Origin of the sequence: Amycolatopsis sp. NPDC049868 (assembly GCF_044461365.1) — a bacterium.
Taxonomy (GTDB): Bacteria; Actinomycetota; Actinomycetes; order Mycobacteriales; family Pseudonocardiaceae; genus Amycolatopsis.
Genome location: NZ_JBITKV010000004.1, coordinates 268,329 through 284,025 on the forward strand (window position 1 = coordinate 268,329; position 15,697 = coordinate 284,025).

A 15,697-nucleotide genomic window follows, 5' to 3' on the forward strand; every position below is an offset into this window, starting at 1 on the left:
CCCGCGATCGACCAGCCCCGCGTTTTTCGTCCGATGTAGACGGAAAACGCCCGGCTGCGGATACTAGCGGACCGGTGCCTGCCTAGCGGGGCACTTGTTTGGCGCGGTCGTGCGCCCAGCCCGCCAGCACCGTTCCGGTGGCCGCGAGCAGCAGGAACACGATCAACCTGCCGCCCCAGTCACCGGGTACCCAGTCGAACGCGCCCCACAACTGGGTCGCGGAATGATCGAAGAGACTGCGGATGGCGGCCTGCGCGAAGACGGCGATGGCCACCATCCCGAAGATCTGCAGCCCCAGATAGCCGCCCTTGGTCATGCTTCCCACCTCCTGGTTCAGGGTCGAGCCCCAGCATCGTTCCCGCGGATCCCGGCGCGCATCGGCAGCGCGTCGCGTCTCGCGTTCGACCAAAGTCGATCCCGGCCGCGACCGAGGTCGGGGCCGGAATCGTCCGGTGTCCGGCTGCGCCGCCGCGGGCGGGTCGACCATGATGGGCCGGTGATCACCGACGCCGGCGCCCAGCCGCCCCTCCGTCCGTGGGGACAGGCCTGGCGCCTGCTCGCCGCGGCCGCGCTGGGCGTGGTGCTCTGGGTCATCACGGCGGCGCAACTGCCGGTTGGCGCGTCGGGACCGAGGGTCGAATGGATGATCACCGGTGATCCGCTGGTGGCGCTCGGCTGCCTGATCGCCTTGCTGTGGCGCCGTCGCTTCCCGGTCGTGATCGCCGTCGTGGTCATCCTCGCCTCGACGGTTTCGGTACTGGCCGGCGGCGCGGCGCTGCTGGCACTCTGTTCGCTGGCGACCCGGCGGCGACCGGCCGAAACGGCGGTCGCGGCGGTGTTGTCCGTGGTCACGGCGATCCTGGTCGTCGACCTCTACCCGCAGCGCGAGGTGCCGGGACCGCTGTGGCTGGTGATCAGTTTCCCCACCTTGCTGGTGGGCATCGTGGTGGCCGTCGGCGCCGCGATCGGGGCGCGCCGGGAGGAGGTGCGCTCCCTGCGGGAACGGGTCGAGAGCGCGGAACGGGAGCAGGCCGCTCGGGCGGCCGAGGCGCGGATCATGGAGCGCCACCGGATCGCCCGCGAGATGCACGACGTCCTCGCGCACCGGGTCTCGCTGGTCGCGATGCAGGCCGGAGTGCTGGGGCATCGCCCGGATCTGCCCGCCGACCAGGTCGCGGAACTGGCGCGCGGCATCGCGGACGGCTCCCACCAGGCGCTGGAGGAACTGCGGGACGTCCTCGGCGTGCTGCGGGCGGACCCGGGTGAACTGGAACCGCCGCAACCTTCGCTCGCCGACCTGCCCGCGCTCGTTGCGGACGCGCGGGCGCTGGGGCTGGACGTCACGATGAAGACCACGACCGAGGGCGAGCCACCCGACGCGATCGCGAGGACCGTCTACCGGATCGTGCAGGAAGGGCTGACCAACGCGGGCAAACACGCGCCCGGCGCCGACGTGGTCGTCACCGTCGAAGGAAAGCCGGGTGACGGGCTGCGCGCGACGATCCGGGATTCCGGTGCGGCGCGGGCGATCGCGGGCCCGCCCGAGTCGGGATTCGGTCTGCTTGGCCTTTCCGAGCGGGTCGAACTGGCGGGCGGCGAACTGGACCACCACGCGGAACCCGGCGGCGGATTCGTGCTCGCCGCGCGGTTGCCGTGGCCGGTCCGCGAAGGGAGCGAGTGAATGGACGACGAGCGGGTGCGGGTCGTGCTGGTCGACGACGAGCATCTGGTGCGGATGGCGCTGCGGCTCATCGTCGACGGGGAACCCGACCTCGTCGTGGTCGGTGAGGCCGCCGACGGCGACACCGCGGTCACCGTGGTGGGGGAGCAGCGGCCCGACGTCGTCCTGATGGACGTCCGGATGCCCGGACGGGACGGGCTGAGCGCGACCGAGGAGATCCTCCGGCTCACGGAGCCGCCCCGGGTGCTGGTGCTCACCACGTTCGACTCGGACGAGATGGTGCTGGGCGCGCTGCGCGTCGGCGCGCTCGGGTTCCTGCTCAAGGACACCCCGCCGCCGCGGATCCTCGCGGCGATCCGGACGGTCGCGACCGGTGAACCCGCGCTCTCGCCGGCCGCCACGGCCCGGCTGATCACCGCGGCCACCGGACCGCACTCCTCCGACGCGCGCCGGGCGTCGCGGGAAACCGCCCGCGGGCTGCTGGCCACGCTGACCGACCGCGAACGCGAGACGGCGGGTGCCATCGCCGAGGGGCTCTCCAACACCGACGTCGCGCGAAGGCTGGACATCACCGTCGCGACGGTGAAGGCGCACACGAGCAGCATGCTCGCCAAGCTCGGCGTGGAAAACCGGGTCCAGATCGCCTTGCTGGTCCGCGACGCCGAAGAGTGACCTGCCCGCTCGGGATGTCATGAAAGGGTCGTTCAGGACGAAAGATGTCCTGAACGACCCTTTCATGACATCCGTCGCCCCTTCGGCATCCGGCGGAAACTTTTTCCGGCGCGGTGTCGAATCCGTCGTTCCCCGGTCGACGCAGTGTCGAAAGCACTTCCGAACCACCAAGGAGAAACCTGATGCGCACCCTGATCGCCACCGCGTTCGTCTCGCTCGACGGCGTCGTCGAAGGGCCCGGCGGAGAGCCGGGCTACCGCAACTCCGGCTGGACCTTCGACGGCATCGAGTTCGACGCGGCGGCCTACGAGCTCAAGGGGCGTGAGCAGGGCGAGGCCACGGCGATGATGATGGGCCGGGCCAGCTACCAGGCGTTCTCGCCGGTGTGGCCCGGGATGACCGAGGAATTCGCCGAGTACAACGCGATGCCGAAGTACGTCGTGTCGACGACACTGCGGGACGAGGACCTCGTCGACAACTGGGGCGAGACCACGATCCTGCGTTCGCTCGACGACGTCGCGAAGCTCAAGCAGACCGAGGGCGGGCCGATCATCCTCCACGGCAGCGCGGAACTGGACCGGAACCTCGCCGACGCCGGTCTGATCGACCGCTACCACCTGCTGCTGTTCCCGGTCCTGCTCGGCGCGGGCAAGAAGCTGTTCAGCGACACCGACAAGGACAAGCAGAGCCTCAAGCTCGTCGAGAGCGAGGCCTACGGCAACGGGATCCAGAAGCTGGTCTACGACGTCATCCGATGATCGGACCCCGACCGGGCGACGGCCGCGTGCCCTGCGATCATGAACCGCGTGAACAAGCCCGTCTTCGTACAGCCGAACCTCGACGGACCGGCGGTGGAGCTTTCCGGGGTCGAGGTGCACGTCGGCCGGGTGCCGCTGGTGTCGGACGTGGACTGGCGGGTGGACTACGGCCAGCGCTGGGTCGTCCTCGGCCGCAACGGGGCGGGGAAGTCGACGATCCTTTCGGTGGCCTCGACCCAGCGGTTCCCCAGCGCGGGCACGGCCGTCGTGCTCGGGCACCCCATGGGCGCGGTCGACCTGCGTGACGTGCGGACGCATATCGGCTTCGTCGGCGCGAACCAGCGGCTGCCCGACGCGGAGAACCACGACGCGCACACCGTGGTGCTCACCGGCTTCAGCGGAAGCGTGCTCCCGCTCTGGGACCGCTACGACGACGCGATCCGGGACAGGGCGTCGAAGCTGCTCGAACTGGTCGGCTGTGCCGAACTGCGCGACCGGCCGGTGCGCGTGTGCTCGCAGGGCGAGCGCGCCCGGGTCCGGCTCGCCAGGGCGCTCATGGCCGATCCGCTGCTGCTCCTGCTGGACGAGCCGTTCGCCGGCCTCGACCTGCCCGGCCGCGAGGATCTCCTGATGGCGTTGGAGAACCTGACGCTGGCGCAGCCGGAGCTGGCCACCGTCACCGTGACACATCACCTGGAGGAGATCCCGGCGACGGCGACGCACGCCCTGATGGTGCGCCGCGGCGGGATCACCGCCGCGGGGCCGATCGACGAGGTCCTGACCGACGAAGTGCTTTCCGCCTGTTACGAGCGGGATGTCGAGGTCCACCGCATCAACGGACGCTGGGCCGCGCACGCGATCCGACGTCCCTGACGAGCCGGGCCGGTCAGAGGGAGGGGCAGGGCCAGGCGAGCCGGACGACGGTCCCGGTGGGTGTGCTCGTCACCGAGGCCTCCGGCGCGAAGGCGCGGATGATCGGCAAGCCACGGCCGCCGTCCGGCCTGGGGCCGTCGCGCCACCGGCCCTCGTCGGCGACGCTGATCTTGAGGTGGTCGTCGTCGTGGGCGGCGGTCACCGTCATGACGTTGCCTTCGGTGCCGTCCGGGTAAGCGTGCTTGACGACGTTCGTCATCGCTTCGTAGGCGGTGAGCTTGAGATCCTCGGCCAGTTCCCGGGGAAGACCCCGTTCGAGGGCCCATTTCGCCAGGACGTCCCGCAACGCGGCGGCCTGGGCGGGGACGGCGGCGACCTCGAGGACCAGCTCGTCGGTGTTCTTGCGCACCGGCTCGTCGATCGGCATCACGAAGCTTCTCCTCGTCGTCCGCCGCGGTCCACGACCGCCGGATCCGTCGACAAGGCTAAGGCACCGCCGGGGCCGGGACACGTGAGCGGCGCGAGCGGGCGCCGTCATCCGATATGTTCGGGACAGTCGGGTACCGAACGTAAGGGGTGGATGACGGTGACGAGCGGAGACGGCGAACTCCGGGAGGTTCCGTTCTCGGTGTCCGTCGCCAGGCCCGATGGCGCCGAGGTCGTCATCGCGGTGGCGGGGGAGATCGATCTGACGACCTCCGAAGACCTCAAGGACACGTTCGAGCAAGCGCTGGAGCCCGTGCCGGGCAGGCTCGTGGTCGACCTCGAAGGTGTGGAGTTCTGCGATTCCACCGGTTTGGCGACCCTGGTCGGGATCAACGACCGGTGCAGTACCCAGGGGGTCGCGCTGCGGTTCCTGCCGTCGCCCACGATCCGGCGGCTGGCTTCGAAGACGGGACTGTCCACGCTCCTGCCGCTCGCCTGATCGTCAGCGGTTCGGCACTTCGAGGATCGCGTGGTCGAGGTGCCGGTAAACGGGGATCTTGGTGTCGGCGCCGAACAGATGCAGCAGGCGCAGTACCGGCCTGGTGTCGGCGACGACACCGGTCGCGCGCCGTTCGGCGCGGGCGCGGGCCGCCACGGATTCGATGACGCGCAATCCGGCGACGCCGAGGAAACCGACCTTGCTGAGGTCGAGCACCGTGGCGGCCGGGAGAGGGGCACGCAGGGCCCGTTCCAGCCGTCCCGCGGTGGCGAGGTCGATCTCCCCGGCCGCGGCGACGACGAGCAGATCGTCGTTCCACGGGATTCGCTGAATCCGCAACAGATTCTCGGCCGAAGGGCGCGGTCGCGGAACGGCCGGGTCGAGCACGGTGCGGAAGGGGCCGTCGCGGCTGCTCCGCGTGTACGGAATACGTTCGGTCATGATGAGGTCTCCCGGGATAGCCGGGACGAGACGGACAACGGGAAAGCCTGCACAACTGCTGCGCAAGTCAACTCGCCGCCGCGTCGCCCTGGGAAGGTGCTGGGCCGCGGACATGCGGGTCGTTCGCGCGGGCTGGTGGACTCAACCTCACGTACTCCTCACCGTACGCCGCTCACCTCTCCTGGCAAGGCCGTGTGCGGTGAACGGTGGGTTACGTGGTCACTCGCACAGGACGTCAGCGCCCGTGCGAATCGATTTCCCTTGTACCGTCCCGTTGTCGTTTCGGGGCCTTCCAAGCCGCGAGGACGCACAGGAGTGCCGCCATGAAGCCGACCGCGGTGAGGGTCCCGGCCCAGACAGCGCCGGTGCTGACGAGAAGGTAGAGCTGGACCACGGCGGTGCACATGTAGACGACAGCCAGTCCCAGCCACAGCCGTTGCGTCATCATCGCCCGTCTCCGTTCGCCCGGTACGGGAGGTCAATCGCGGTGAGGCGGGATCGGGTTACAGGCTGTTCGAAACCGGTCGTTTCACTGTGGTGGACCGAGTCTGGCCGACGGTGGCGAGGGCCATCCAGGTCCCGAGGTACATGTGACCGCTGTGACTGCTGGTTCTCCTGGGGCGAGTGTGGCGGTCATCGGGTCCGTGAAGGCCTCCTTCCCTACCTTCAGGGTAGGGAAGGAGGCCTTCACGGACTGGCATGCGATCAGCCGCAGCCAAATCGTGTGTCCTTTGTGGACAGAAGTGGTCGGCCCAGTCTCGACTTGACCAACAGCATCCTTCAACGTTGGGAAAGAAGCTTTCGCAACGCCTCGGCGCTTTCATGAACCGGCCGCCCGGAAGAAGTCGACCAGCCCGTCCCACGACTGGGACTTCCGCCGCCGCTCCCACCACGTCCGGAACGGGGTCGACGCCATCGCGTGCCGCGTGTACGACGTCATCACCGCGCGGTAGACGTTCTCCGCCTGGTCCCACGTCAGCCGTTCCTTGCGCCACGCCAGTACGAGCCGCATCCGCATGGGGTCGCCCTTCAACGGGCGGACGACCATGCCGGGCAGTTCGGGCGCGGTGGGTTCCACGAGCTGCACCGCCTGCCCGGCGGCGATCAGGTGCCGCCCGCCGCCGTTGGGGCATTCGAAGCGGACCCGCGGCGTGAACCCCGCGCGATGCGTCGCCGCACGCAGCGACGTCAGCGAGCCGTCCTCGGGACCGGGCGGCCCGATCCACGCCTCGTCCGCGAGGTCGGCCAGGTCGACTTCGCAACCGACGGCGAGCCGGTGCTCGGCCGGTATCCCGACGAAGACGGGCAGCCACGAGAACAGCACCCGGTGCCCGAGATGCTTCGCCAGCGGCACTTCCTGGTCGTCGGACATGGCGATGACGGCGATGTCCAAGGTCGCGCGGGCGAGTGCCTGCGCCAGCACCGCGCTGGAGGGTTCCACGTGGACGGTCACGTCCAGCCCCGGCAACGCGTCGTCCAGCCGCTCGACGAAGGTGGGCAGACAGTCCATTTGCGACGATCCGAGCCGCACCGGGCCGTCGCCGAGCGCGCCGAGGAGGTCGCTTTCGAACCGGTCGAACTCCACGAGCAGGGTCAGCGCGCGGCGCAGCGTCTGCTCGCCGACCGGGGTCGGGGTCACGCCGGTGTGGCTGCGGACGAACAACGGCGCGCCGATCTGCCGTTCGAGCCGCTGGAGCAGCGAGGTCAGCGACGGCTGGGACATCCCCAGCGCGGCGGCCGCCTGCGAGAGGCTGCCCGCTTCGGCGATGGCGCAGATCGCCCGCAGGTGCCGGATCTCCAGGGCCATAGGCGGAGTCTATCGCCGCCGATCATTACGGCCAGGTCCTTCGCGGTGCGAAGGTGCGGCCAGAACCATGACTACCTGAAAGGGGAGCCGATGACCGGCGACCGAACCCGGCCGGATCTGCGCGCGCTGCTGGCCGCCAAAGGGCTCCGGAACTGGATCAGCGACGGCTGGGAGCCCGCGGACGACGTCGTCGATGTGCCGGCGGGCACCGCCGAGGCGGCCGCCGCCCATCGCGGGAGGCTGTCGGCGGAACTGCCCGGTCAGCGGATCGCGCTCGCGGCGGGCCGGGCCGTGGTGCGGTCCAACGACACCTTCCACGGCTTCCGCGCCGACAGCGATTTCGTGTGGCTCACCGGTTGCCAGCGTGAGGGCGCGATCCTGGTGATGACCCCGGCGGGGGACAGCCACCATGCCACGCTGTACGTCCCGCGCCCCGCCGAGGCGCACGAGCCCGACTTCGTGGGCGACGCCGACACCAGCCCGTTGTGGGTCGGTTCCGCCGCCGGACCGGCCGCGTACGGGGAGGCGCTCGGCATCGAATGCCGCCCGCTGGAGGACCTCCCGCACGGCTTGCGCGGGCGGAACCCGGGCTTCCTGGTCGCTGCCGGGGTCGATCCCGCGCTCGACGCGTACCGCTTCGGCCACAGTGAGCGGCTCCGGACGGTCCTCGCCCAGCTGCGCCGGATCAAGGACGACTGGGAGATCGGCCAGCTGCGCGACGCCGTCGACGCGACCGCCCTGGGCTTCGCGGACGTGCTGGCCGCGCTGCCGGAGGCGGTCCGCGGCGGTGGGGAACGCTGGCTGCAGGGCACCTTCGACCGCCGTGCCCGCACCGAGGGCACCGGGCCCGGCTACACCTCGATCGTGGCGGCCGGGCCGCATGCCCCGATCCTGCACTGGACGCGCTGCGACGGGCAGGTGACCGAGGACAGCCTCCTGCTGCTCGACGCGGGTGTCGAGGTGGATTCCTTGTACACGGCGGACATCACCCGGACCTTCCCGGTCGGCGGGGAGTTCACGATGGCGCAGCGCGACGTCTACGACCTGGTGCACAAGGCGCATGTCGCGGCGCTGGGCGAGGTGCGCCCCGGTCAGGATTACGGCGCGTTCCAGGCGACGGCGCTGCGCGTGCTCGCTGAGGGGTTGCACGATTGGGGCCTCCTCCCGGTGTCGGTGGACGAAGCGCTGTCGCCGGACGGACAACAGCACCGGCGGTACATCGTCTGTGGTACCGGACATTTCCTCGGGCTGGACGTCCACGACTGCGCCGCCGCGCATCCCTCCACGTACCGCGAGGGCACACTCGCCGAGGGGATGGCGCTCGCGGTCGAGCCCGGTCTGTACTTCCACGCAGGTGACCGCACCGTGCCGCCAGAGTTGCGCGGCCTCGGTGTCCGCATCGAGGACGACGTCGTGGTCACCGGAACGGGGTACGACCTGCTCTCCGGCGGTTTCCCTTCGACCGCCGACGAGATCACCGCCTGGGTCCAGGCAGCCAGGGGGTGAACCGTAGGGACGTCACACGTGACTGAGTGGACGTCACGTGTGACTGGACGGACGACACGCGGTGGGACTCGGCCGGGAGAGTGCCGTCCGTCCAGTCACGTGTGTCGTCCGTCTGATCACGCGTGTCGTCCATTCAGTCACCTGAACGCCACTGACGACCCGCTGCGACAACGCCATCGACCACTGCACTCGCCGGCCGATGGCGTCATCACACGTCGCGACTTCAGCCCTGTCAGTACGAAATGGTGTGCCCGGCGAGGATCCGCGCGGCGGCACCGGTCGTGGACAGGCCCACGGCGGGCCTGTCCACCGTGAAGTACTCGCGGAAGTCCTGGCTGAAGTGGCGGGTCATCAGCGCGATCGTCCGGTTCCAGTTCCCGCCGTCCGGTCCGTCCGCCGCCCACAGGTCGAGCAGCGACGAGCCGACCCGTCCCTGCACGGTGTCGCCGTGGTCCCAGCCGGGGGTCGAAGCGTCGTTCTCGAAGCTGTACGAGCCGCCGTTGTCGTAGACATAGCGGTAGTCACCGAGGGCGTAGGCGGCGACGGCATCGGCGAAGCCTTCCGTCCACGCGCACGATTTCGAGCTGTGCTTCTCGATGTAGTGCGGGTTGCAGTTGTCGACCACGGGGAAGTGGCGGCCGTACAGCTGCCACTGCAGCCAGTGCCCGGCCTCGTGGAGGATGAGGTGCTTCGAGTCCGGCATCGTCGCGCCGAGGAAGACGTAGTTCGTGTTCGGGTAGTCCCAGTAGCCGCCGGCGACCTTCGGATCCCAGACGAAGGTGATCTGGTCGCAGCGTCCGTCGGACTGCCGGGCCGTCCAGCACGACGAAGACGGGTTGGCGCGCTTCCAGTACAGGACGTTGAGCGTGTCCACGACCTTCCACGCGCGCTGGAGCGTGGACGGCACCTTCACCGTGCCGAGGTCCTGGGTGCCGGAGACGTTCGTGCGGCGCGCCGAGTCGAACGTGTAGTCGGTCGTGTTGTTCGCGGCCTTGACGACCCGCCACATCGAGGTGCTGCTCGACCGGAAGCGCACGTACGCCTCGGCCAGGGACGCCGAGTGACAGGCGGTGAAGCGGCCGTCGGAGGCGCTGGTGATCCCGCCGGCGAGCCTGGTCGCGGTGCCGGAACCGGTGCGGCCCCACAGTTCCCAGTTCGCGTTCCGGGCCACCTGCGTGCGCAGGGGCTTGCTGGTGCCGGCCTCCGCGTCGAGATGGTCGAAGACGAGTGTGCCGGTGAGGCAGGCGTTCGCGGCGGCCGACGCCGGTGCGGCGGCGACGGCGGCGGTCAGCCCCAAGGTGGTGATGAGCACCGCGCCGAACGCCCGAAGTCGTCGGCCTGCGGATCTGCGGATCAGCTGCACGGGAATCTCCTCGCTGACAGGAACGACGGTGCGCCCGTGACCCTGTGCCGACGGTGACACACCGGTTGGTGAAGGAGTTTCATCGCGGCCCGCGCCGCCCACCATCGCGCCGCCCCATCGGCCGCGGCTATGCCCCGGGGCGGGGAGGCCGTGTCATGATGTCCGCGAACTCGATCGGCAAAGCGAACGATTCGCCCATCCGGTCGTACGGTTTGACGAACGACAGGGAGAAGCGGTGGAGGACGAGGCGCCCTCGATCCGGGACATGCTGGCGGTCAACCTGCGCGCGGCGAGGGCGGCGAGGGGGATCTCGCTGTCGGAGCTCTCGCGGCGGTCGGGAATCGGCAAGGCGACGCTGTCCCAGCTGGAGTCGGGCGGGGGCAATCCGACCATCGAGACCGTGTTCAGCCTGTCCAGGGTGCTGGAGGTGGCGATCTCCGATCTGCTCGACCACCGGGCGGGCGGCGCGCTCACCGTGGTGCGCGGCGCCGACGTCGAGGTGCTCAGCGGTGAGGGAGTGGATCTCCGGCCGCTGCGGCGGATCGAGACCGGTGACGGTGTCTTCGAGGTGTACGACCAGGTGGTGCGCGGGGACGCGCCGCAACGTTCGCAGGGGCATGTCGGGGTCGAGCACACCATCGTGCAGACCGGGTCGCTGCTGGTCGAGGTGGCCGGCCGGACCGTCGAGGTCGGCCCGGGGGATTACGTCGCCTTCGACGCCCGCGAGCCGCATTGCTACACCGCTTCGGACGGGCCGGTGCACTCGGTCCTGCTGCTGCAATACCGCGCCGACGAACGGCTCGACGGCAGGCCGCATCCGGTGTTGAAGGGCTGACCGCGCCCGAGGTATTGACACCCGTCCGGGGTGGAACCTACTCTCCGATCGTTCGCTTTACCGAACGCTGGAGGGTCGATGAACCGAACGCGTGTGGTCGTCCTCGGCGCGGGGATCGTCGGCGCCGCGTGTGCCCGTGAGCTGACCTTGGCGGGGTTCGACGTCCTGGTCGTGGATCGCGGCCGTCCCGCCGGCGGGACCACGTCGCACGGCGAGGGCAACATCCTCGTCTCCGACAAGGGGCCGGGCGCGGAACTCGAACTCGCGAAGCTTTCGACAGCGCTGTGGCCGAAGGTGGTCGCCGAGATCGCCGACGAGGACGCGCGTGTCGCCGCGTCGATCGAGTACGACCCCAAGGGCGGCATCGTCGTCGCCACCACGGACGACGGCGCCCGCGCCCTCACCGCGTTCGCCGCCTCGCAATCCGGTGTTCGCGCGGAACCGTTGTCCCACAAGGAACTCGCCGACGCGGAGCCCGCGCTGACCCGTGCGGTGACCGCGGCGTTCCACTACCCGGAGGACGCGCAGGTCCAGCCCGCGGGCGCGGCGCTGGCCCTGCTGGGCTCCGCGCTGCGCCAGGGCGCACGGCTGCGCTCGGACACCGAGGTCGTCGGCGCGACCGTCCACAACGGACGGATCACCGGTGTCCGCGTGCCCGGTGAGGTGATCGAAGCCGACGTCGTCGTGAACGCCGCCGGCCCGTGGGCCGGTCAGGTGTCGGCGTGCCTCGGCGCCCCGATCGCCGTGCGCCCCCGCCGCGGCGAGGTACTGGTGACCACGCCGATGCCGGGTGTCGTGCGGCACAAGGTCTACGACGCCGATTACGTCGGCGCGGTCGGTGCCGATTCGGGCGAGTTGCAGACCTCCGCCGTCGTCGAGTCGACCTGGGGCGGCACCGTGCTCATCGGCTCGTCACGCCGCCGGGTGGGGTTCGACGACGCGATCCGCCCCGACGTGCTGAGTGCCATCGCGGTCAAGGCGCTGCGCCTGTTCCCGTCGCTCGCCGACGTCGCGATCATGCGCGCGTACGGCGGTTTCCGGCCGTACGTCGACGATCATCTCCCTGTGCTCGGCGAGGATCCGCGGCTCGGGAACCTCTGGCACGCCACCGGACACGAGGGCGCGGGCATCGGGCTGAGTGTCGGCACCGCGCTGTTGCTGCGCGAACTGCTCACCGGAACCGAGCCCGCGATGCCGGTCGGAGAGTTCACTGTGGACCGTCCCGCGGTACTGGCGGAGGTGGCCGCATGAGCGGACGGCTGCTGCCGCGCGACCGCGATCCGGTGGACCGTACCGACCGGCCGATCCGGATCACCGTCGACGGCGAACCCGTGACCGGGATCGCGGGCCAGAGCGTGGCGGGGATACTGCTCGCCGCGGGACGGACCTCCTGGCGGACCACGCGTTCCGGTGCTCCGCGCGGGGTCTTCTGCGGAATTGGCGCGTGCTTCGACTGCCTGCTCACGGTCAACGACGTGCCCGACGTCCGCGCGTGCCGGCGTCCGGCGGCCGACGGTGACGAAGTCCGTACCCAGTCCCGGGAGGAGACCGCGTGAACGTGGTGATCGTCGGTGCCGGGCCCGCCGGGCTCGCGGCGGCCGAGCACACCCTGCGGGCCGGTGCCCAGGTCACGGTGCTGGACCAGGCGGACACCCCCGGCGGCCAGTACCACCGGATGCTCCCCGAGGCGTACGCGGCGAAGCGTCCGGAACGGGTACAGCACGGCCGGGCGGAGTTCGACCGGCGCCGCCGGGTACTCGCGCATCCGCGGTGCCGGTGGTGGCCCGGCTCCACCGTCTGGGCGTTCGACCGGGCGGAGCGGCGGGTGCACATCCTGCGCGGACCGGCCGACGGTTCGGGACGACGGCGGCTGACCCTCGTCCCGGACGCGCTGATCCTCGCCACCGGTGCATACGACCGCACACTGCCGTTTCCCGGCTGGGAACTGCCCGGCGTGTACACCGCGGGCGCGGCACAGGCGCTGGCGAAGGGGGAGCGGGTCGCGATCGGCGAGCGGGTTCTCGTCGCCGGTGCCGGGCCGTTCCTGCTGCCGGTCGCGGAATCCTTGCTGGGCGTCGGGGCCGAGGTGGTCGCGGTGCTGGAGGCGAACCCGGTCTCGACCGTCCGAAAAGGATGGTCGTCCCGGCCGTGGCGCCTGGCCGCGCACGCCGGGAAGGCGGGGGAACTGGTTCGTTACGCCGCGACGCTGGCCAGGCACCGGGTCCCGTACCTGATGGGCCGGGTGGTGATCGAGGCTCGCGGCGCGGATCGCGTCCGCGAGGTCGTGACCGCGAAGGTCCGCGCGGACTGGTCCGTCGTCCCCGGGACCGAGCGCGTCTACGAGGTCGACGCGGTCTGCGTCGGACACGGCTTCGTCCCGCAGCCGGAACTGGCCGTCGCCGCGGGCTGTGTCCTGGACGACGGTTTCGTCCGGGTCGACGCCGCGCAAAAGACCACAGTGGACGGTGTCTTCGCCGCGGGCGAGATCACCGGGATCGGCGGCGCGATCACCGCCGCCGCCGAAGGTGCGGTGGCCGGCTGCGCCGCCGCGGGTGGAACACCGGCACCGGCACTGCTGCGTGCCCGCGACCGGGCCCGCGTCTTCGCCGAACGTCTCGCCACCGCACACCCGATCGGCCCTGCCTGGCCAAGCTGGCTGCGTGCGGACACGATCGTCTGCCGCTGCGAGGAAACCACGTACGGCGACCTGACGCGTGCGGCCGAGGACGAGTCCTGTCCCGGACCGCACGCGCTGAAACTCGGTACCCGGGCCGGTCTCGGCCCGTGCCAAGGCCGGATCTGCGGCCCGACCGTATCCGAACTCGGCGGCGGAGCCGAACGGCACCACCGCCCGATCGTCCAGCCGATCCGGCTGGGCGAACTCGCCGCCCGAACCGAAGGAGAACCTGAATGAGCACCCCCGACCTCGGTGGCGTCGTCGTCGCGACCGCCCTCCCGTACCGGGCGGACGCGTCGGCCCCCGCCGGGCTGGCCGTGGACTACGACGCCTACGCCGCGCACTGCCGGTGGCTGGTCGACAACGGCTGCCGGGGCGTCGGCCCGAACGGCTCCCTCGGCGAGTACTCGTCGCTGACCGACGAGGAGCGCCGCCGCGTCGCCCGCACCGCGATCGAAACCGTCGGCGAGGACGGGATCGTCGTCGTCGGCGTGCACGGCCCCGGATCCCATCAGGCGAAGCACTGGGCCGAGGTCGCCGCCGAGGACGGTGCCGACGGTCTGCTGTGCCTGCCGCCCACGATGTACCGCGCGAACCGCGGCGAGGTGCTCGCGCATTTCGAGGCGGTCGCGTCGGTCGGCCTGCCGGTGATGGTCTACAACAACCCGATCGACACCAAAGTCGACCTCACGCCCGCCCTGCTCGCCGAGATCGCGCAGATCGACAACGTGGTCGCGGTCAAGGAGTTCTCCGGTGACGTCCGGCGGGTGCTGGAGATCCGCGAGCAGGCACCGGGCCTGGACGTGATCAGCGGCGCCGACGACGTCGTGCTGGAGAGCCTGCTGATGGGCGCGACAGGCTGGTTCGCCGGTTTCCCCAACGTGTTCCCCGCCGAGTCGGTGCGCCTGTTCGACCTGGCGCGGTCCGGCAAACTCGAAGAGGCCAGGGCACTCTACGAACCGCTGGTGGCCGCGTTCCGCTGGGACTCGCGAACCGAGTTCGTCCAGGCGATCAAGCTCGGGATGGACCTCGTGGGCCGCTACGGCGGGCCGTGCCGTCCGCCGAGGGGACCGCTGACCGAGGAGCACCACGAGCAGGTCACCGCCGACATGCGCCGCGCACTCGCCTCGCTGGGGGTGGAGTAGGTGCGGTCGATCCGGTCGATCATCGCGGTCGACTCGCATACGGAGGGCATGCCGACCCGGGTGGTGACCGGCGGGGTCGGCGTCATCCCCGGCGACACGATGGCCGAACGCCGCCGGTACTTCATGGAGAAGATGGACCACCTGCGGCAGTTCCTGATGAACGAGCCGCGCGGCCATTCGGCGATGAGCGGCGCGATCCTGCAGCCGCCGACCCGGCCGGACGCCGACTGGGGCGTGGTGTACATCGAGGTGTCCGGCTGCCTGCCGATGTGCGGGCACGGCACGATCGGTGTGGCGACCGTGCTGGTGGAGACCGGCATGGTCGAGGTGACCGAACCGAAGACCGTGGTCCGCCTGGACACCCCGGCCGGGCTCGTGCACGCCGAGGTCGAGGTCCGGGACGGCCGCGCGGTCCGCGTCAAACTGCGCAACGTCGCTTCGTTCCTCGCCGAGCGGGACGCCGTCGTCGAGGTGCAGGGGCTCGGCGAGGTGCGCTACGACCTGGCCTACGGCGGAAACTTCTACGCCATCCTCGAACTGTCCCAAGTGGACATCACGTTCGATCGGGCGGAGAAGGACCGGATCCTCGCCGCCGGGCTGGACATCATGGCGGCGATCAACGACCGGCGCCCGCCGGAACATCCCGCCGATCCGCTGATCGGCGGCTGCAAGCACGTCCAGTTCCTCGCTCCGGGTTCGGACGCCCGGGCTTCACGGAACGCGATGGCGATCCACCCTGGCTGGTTCGACCGGTCGCCTTGCGGCACCGGCACTTCGGCCAGGATGGCCCAGCTCCACGCCCGAGGTGAGCTCGCGCTGCACACGCCGTTCGAGAACAGTTCCCTCATCGGCACCACGTTCACCGGCGAGCTGGTCGCCGAGACCACCGTCGGCGGCCTCCCCGCGGTGGTGCCGGAGTTCTCCGGACGGGCCTGGATCACCGGCAACGCCACCTATCTGCTGGACCCGGACGACCCGTTCCCCGCGGGGTTCGTCCTCTAACCCCTCTCCCCA

At 70.6% G+C, this 15,697-nt stretch carries 18 protein-coding genes; 12 read left to right on the forward strand and 6 right to left on the reverse strand.

What is annotated here, in order from left to right:
* Nucleotides 1–82: 82 nt before the first annotated feature.
* Complete coding sequence (locus tag ACIBTM_RS19775) at nucleotides 83–316, reverse strand: hypothetical protein (protein WP_395878515.1); 234 nt, start codon at nucleotides 314–316, stop codon at nucleotides 83–85.
* Between the two features lie 180 nt (nucleotides 317–496).
* Between ACIBTM_RS19775 and ACIBTM_RS19780 the strand changes: the two genes are divergently transcribed.
* From ACIBTM_RS19780 to ACIBTM_RS19795, 4 genes are all read left to right on the forward strand, one after another.
* Entirely contained in the window at nucleotides 497–1,681 is a 1,185-nt protein-coding gene (locus tag ACIBTM_RS19780; protein WP_395878516.1) for a sensor histidine kinase, read from the forward strand.
* Complete coding sequence (locus tag ACIBTM_RS19785; RefSeq protein ID WP_395878517.1) at nucleotides 1,682–2,353, forward strand: response regulator; 672 nt, start codon at nucleotides 1,682–1,684, stop codon at nucleotides 2,351–2,353.
* Between the two features lie 182 nt (nucleotides 2,354–2,535).
* The gene (locus ACIBTM_RS19790; protein WP_395878518.1) at nucleotides 2,536–3,111 is read left to right on the forward strand and encodes a dihydrofolate reductase family protein; all 576 of its coding nucleotides are present in this window, start codon (nucleotides 2,536–2,538) and stop codon (nucleotides 3,109–3,111) included.
* 39 nt (nucleotides 3,112–3,150) lie between these two features.
* Nucleotides 3,151–3,984 (forward strand): ABC transporter ATP-binding protein, encoded by an 834-nt coding sequence (locus ACIBTM_RS19795; protein ID WP_395878519.1) that lies wholly within the window; start codon nucleotides 3,151–3,153, stop codon nucleotides 3,982–3,984.
* 13 nt (nucleotides 3,985–3,997) lie between these two features.
* Here the strand turns inward: ACIBTM_RS19795 and ACIBTM_RS19800 are convergent, their stop codons facing one another.
* Nucleotides 3,998–4,411, reverse strand: a complete 414-nt coding sequence (locus ACIBTM_RS19800) for an ATP-binding protein (protein WP_395878520.1) — start codon at nucleotides 4,409–4,411, stop codon at nucleotides 3,998–4,000.
* A 153-nt stretch (nucleotides 4,412–4,564) separates the two neighbouring features.
* Between ACIBTM_RS19800 and ACIBTM_RS19805 the strand changes: the two genes are divergently transcribed.
* Nucleotides 4,565–4,909: an STAS domain-containing protein gene (locus ACIBTM_RS19805; protein WP_395878521.1), complete on the forward strand. Its 345-nt coding sequence runs from the start codon at nucleotides 4,565–4,567 to the stop codon at nucleotides 4,907–4,909.
* A 3-nt stretch (nucleotides 4,910–4,912) separates the two neighbouring features.
* Here ACIBTM_RS19805 and ACIBTM_RS19810 read toward each other — a convergent pair whose 3' ends face one another.
* From ACIBTM_RS19810 to ACIBTM_RS19820, 3 genes are all read right to left on the reverse strand, one after another.
* Nucleotides 4,913–5,350 carry an STAS domain-containing protein gene (locus ACIBTM_RS19810; RefSeq protein ID WP_395878522.1) on the reverse strand — a complete coding sequence of 146 codons (438 nt, stop codon included), beginning with the start codon at nucleotides 5,348–5,350 and terminating at the stop codon, nucleotides 4,913–4,915.
* Nucleotides 5,351–5,585: 235 nt separating this feature from the next.
* Nucleotides 5,586–5,798 (reverse strand): hypothetical protein, encoded by a 213-nt coding sequence (locus ACIBTM_RS19815; protein WP_395878523.1) that lies wholly within the window; start codon nucleotides 5,796–5,798, stop codon nucleotides 5,586–5,588.
* 372 nt (nucleotides 5,799–6,170) lie between these two features.
* Nucleotides 6,171–7,157 carry a LysR family transcriptional regulator gene (locus ACIBTM_RS19820; RefSeq protein ID WP_395878524.1) on the reverse strand — a complete coding sequence of 329 codons (987 nt, stop codon included), beginning with the start codon at nucleotides 7,155–7,157 and terminating at the stop codon, nucleotides 6,171–6,173.
* 90 nt (nucleotides 7,158–7,247) lie between these two features.
* Between ACIBTM_RS19820 and ACIBTM_RS19825 the strand changes: the two genes are divergently transcribed.
* Nucleotides 7,248–8,663, forward strand: a complete 1,416-nt coding sequence (locus ACIBTM_RS19825; RefSeq protein WP_395878525.1) for an aminopeptidase P family protein — start codon at nucleotides 7,248–7,250, stop codon at nucleotides 8,661–8,663.
* A 232-nt stretch (nucleotides 8,664–8,895) separates the two neighbouring features.
* Here ACIBTM_RS19825 and ACIBTM_RS19830 read toward each other — a convergent pair whose 3' ends face one another.
* On the reverse strand, nucleotides 8,896–10,026 hold the full coding sequence (locus ACIBTM_RS19830; RefSeq protein ID WP_395878526.1) for a metalloprotease: 1,131 nt from the start codon (nucleotides 10,024–10,026) through the stop codon (nucleotides 8,896–8,898).
* A gap of 235 nt (nucleotides 10,027–10,261) precedes the next feature.
* Between ACIBTM_RS19830 and ACIBTM_RS19835 the strand changes: the two genes are divergently transcribed.
* The 6 genes from ACIBTM_RS19835 (at nucleotide 10,262) to ACIBTM_RS19860 (ending at nucleotide 15,685) form a co-directional block, all read left to right on the forward strand.
* Entirely contained in the window at nucleotides 10,262–10,861 is a 600-nt protein-coding gene (locus tag ACIBTM_RS19835; RefSeq protein ID WP_395878527.1) for a helix-turn-helix domain-containing protein, read from the forward strand.
* Nucleotides 10,862–10,939: 78 nt separating this feature from the next.
* Complete coding sequence (locus tag ACIBTM_RS19840) at nucleotides 10,940–12,112, forward strand: NAD(P)/FAD-dependent oxidoreductase (protein ID WP_395878528.1); 1,173 nt, start codon at nucleotides 10,940–10,942, stop codon at nucleotides 12,110–12,112.
* On the forward strand, nucleotides 12,109–12,417 hold the full coding sequence (locus ACIBTM_RS19845) for a (2Fe-2S)-binding protein (RefSeq protein WP_395878529.1): 309 nt from the start codon (nucleotides 12,109–12,111) through the stop codon (nucleotides 12,415–12,417). Before ACIBTM_RS19840 ends, ACIBTM_RS19845 begins: the two co-directional genes overlap by 4 nt.
* Complete coding sequence (locus ACIBTM_RS19850) at nucleotides 12,414–13,775, forward strand: NAD(P)/FAD-dependent oxidoreductase (RefSeq protein ID WP_395878530.1); 1,362 nt, start codon at nucleotides 12,414–12,416, stop codon at nucleotides 13,773–13,775. The genes ACIBTM_RS19845 and ACIBTM_RS19850 overlap by 4 nt, the downstream gene beginning before the upstream one ends.
* Nucleotides 13,772–14,683: a dihydrodipicolinate synthase family protein gene (locus tag ACIBTM_RS19855; protein ID WP_395878531.1), complete on the forward strand. Its 912-nt coding sequence runs from the start codon at nucleotides 13,772–13,774 to the stop codon at nucleotides 14,681–14,683. The genes ACIBTM_RS19850 and ACIBTM_RS19855 overlap by 4 nt, the downstream gene beginning before the upstream one ends.
* Nucleotides 14,684–15,685 carry a proline racemase family protein gene (locus ACIBTM_RS19860; protein ID WP_395878532.1) on the forward strand — a complete coding sequence of 334 codons (1,002 nt, stop codon included), beginning with the start codon at nucleotides 14,684–14,686 and terminating at the stop codon, nucleotides 15,683–15,685. It begins immediately after the preceding gene.
* Nucleotides 15,686–15,697: the final 12 nt, after the last annotated feature.

Excerpts from the sequence above, each read along its gene's own strand:
- ACIBTM_RS19790 (WP_395878518.1), top strand. The coding sequence starts at position 2,536 with ATGCGCACCCTGATCGCCACCGCGTTCGTCTCGCTCGACGGCGTCGTC.
- ACIBTM_RS19785 (WP_395878517.1), top strand. The coding sequence starts at position 1,682 with ATGGACGACGAGCGGGTGCGGGTCGTGCTGGTCGACGACGAGCATCTG.
- ACIBTM_RS19855 (WP_395878531.1), top strand. The coding sequence starts at position 13,772 with ATGAGCACCCCCGACCTCGGTGGCGTCGTCGTCGCGACCGCCCTCCCG.
- ACIBTM_RS19825 (WP_395878525.1), top strand. The coding sequence starts at position 7,248 with ATGACCGGCGACCGAACCCGGCCGGATCTGCGCGCGCTGCTGGCCGCC.
- ACIBTM_RS19840 (WP_395878528.1), top strand. The coding sequence starts at position 10,940 with ATGAACCGAACGCGTGTGGTCGTCCTCGGCGCGGGGATCGTCGGCGCC.
- ACIBTM_RS19845 (WP_395878529.1), top strand. The coding sequence starts at position 12,109 with ATGAGCGGACGGCTGCTGCCGCGCGACCGCGATCCGGTGGACCGTACC.
- ACIBTM_RS19810 (WP_395878522.1), bottom strand. The coding sequence starts at position 5,350 with ATGACCGAACGTATTCCGTACACGCGGAGCAGCCGCGACGGCCCCTTC.
- ACIBTM_RS19815 (WP_395878523.1), bottom strand. The coding sequence starts at position 5,798 with ATGATGACGCAACGGCTGTGGCTGGGACTGGCTGTCGTCTACATGTGC.
- ACIBTM_RS19775 (WP_395878515.1), bottom strand. The coding sequence starts at position 316 with ATGACCAAGGGCGGCTATCTGGGGCTGCAGATCTTCGGGATGGTGGCC.
- ACIBTM_RS19805 (WP_395878521.1), top strand. The coding sequence starts at position 4,565 with ATGACGGTGACGAGCGGAGACGGCGAACTCCGGGAGGTTCCGTTCTCG.
- ACIBTM_RS19795 (WP_395878519.1), top strand. The coding sequence starts at position 3,151 with ATGAACCGCGTGAACAAGCCCGTCTTCGTACAGCCGAACCTCGACGGA.
- ACIBTM_RS19800 (WP_395878520.1), bottom strand. The coding sequence starts at position 4,411 with ATGCCGATCGACGAGCCGGTGCGCAAGAACACCGACGAGCTGGTCCTC.
- ACIBTM_RS19820 (WP_395878524.1), bottom strand. The coding sequence starts at position 7,157 with ATGGCCCTGGAGATCCGGCACCTGCGGGCGATCTGCGCCATCGCCGAA.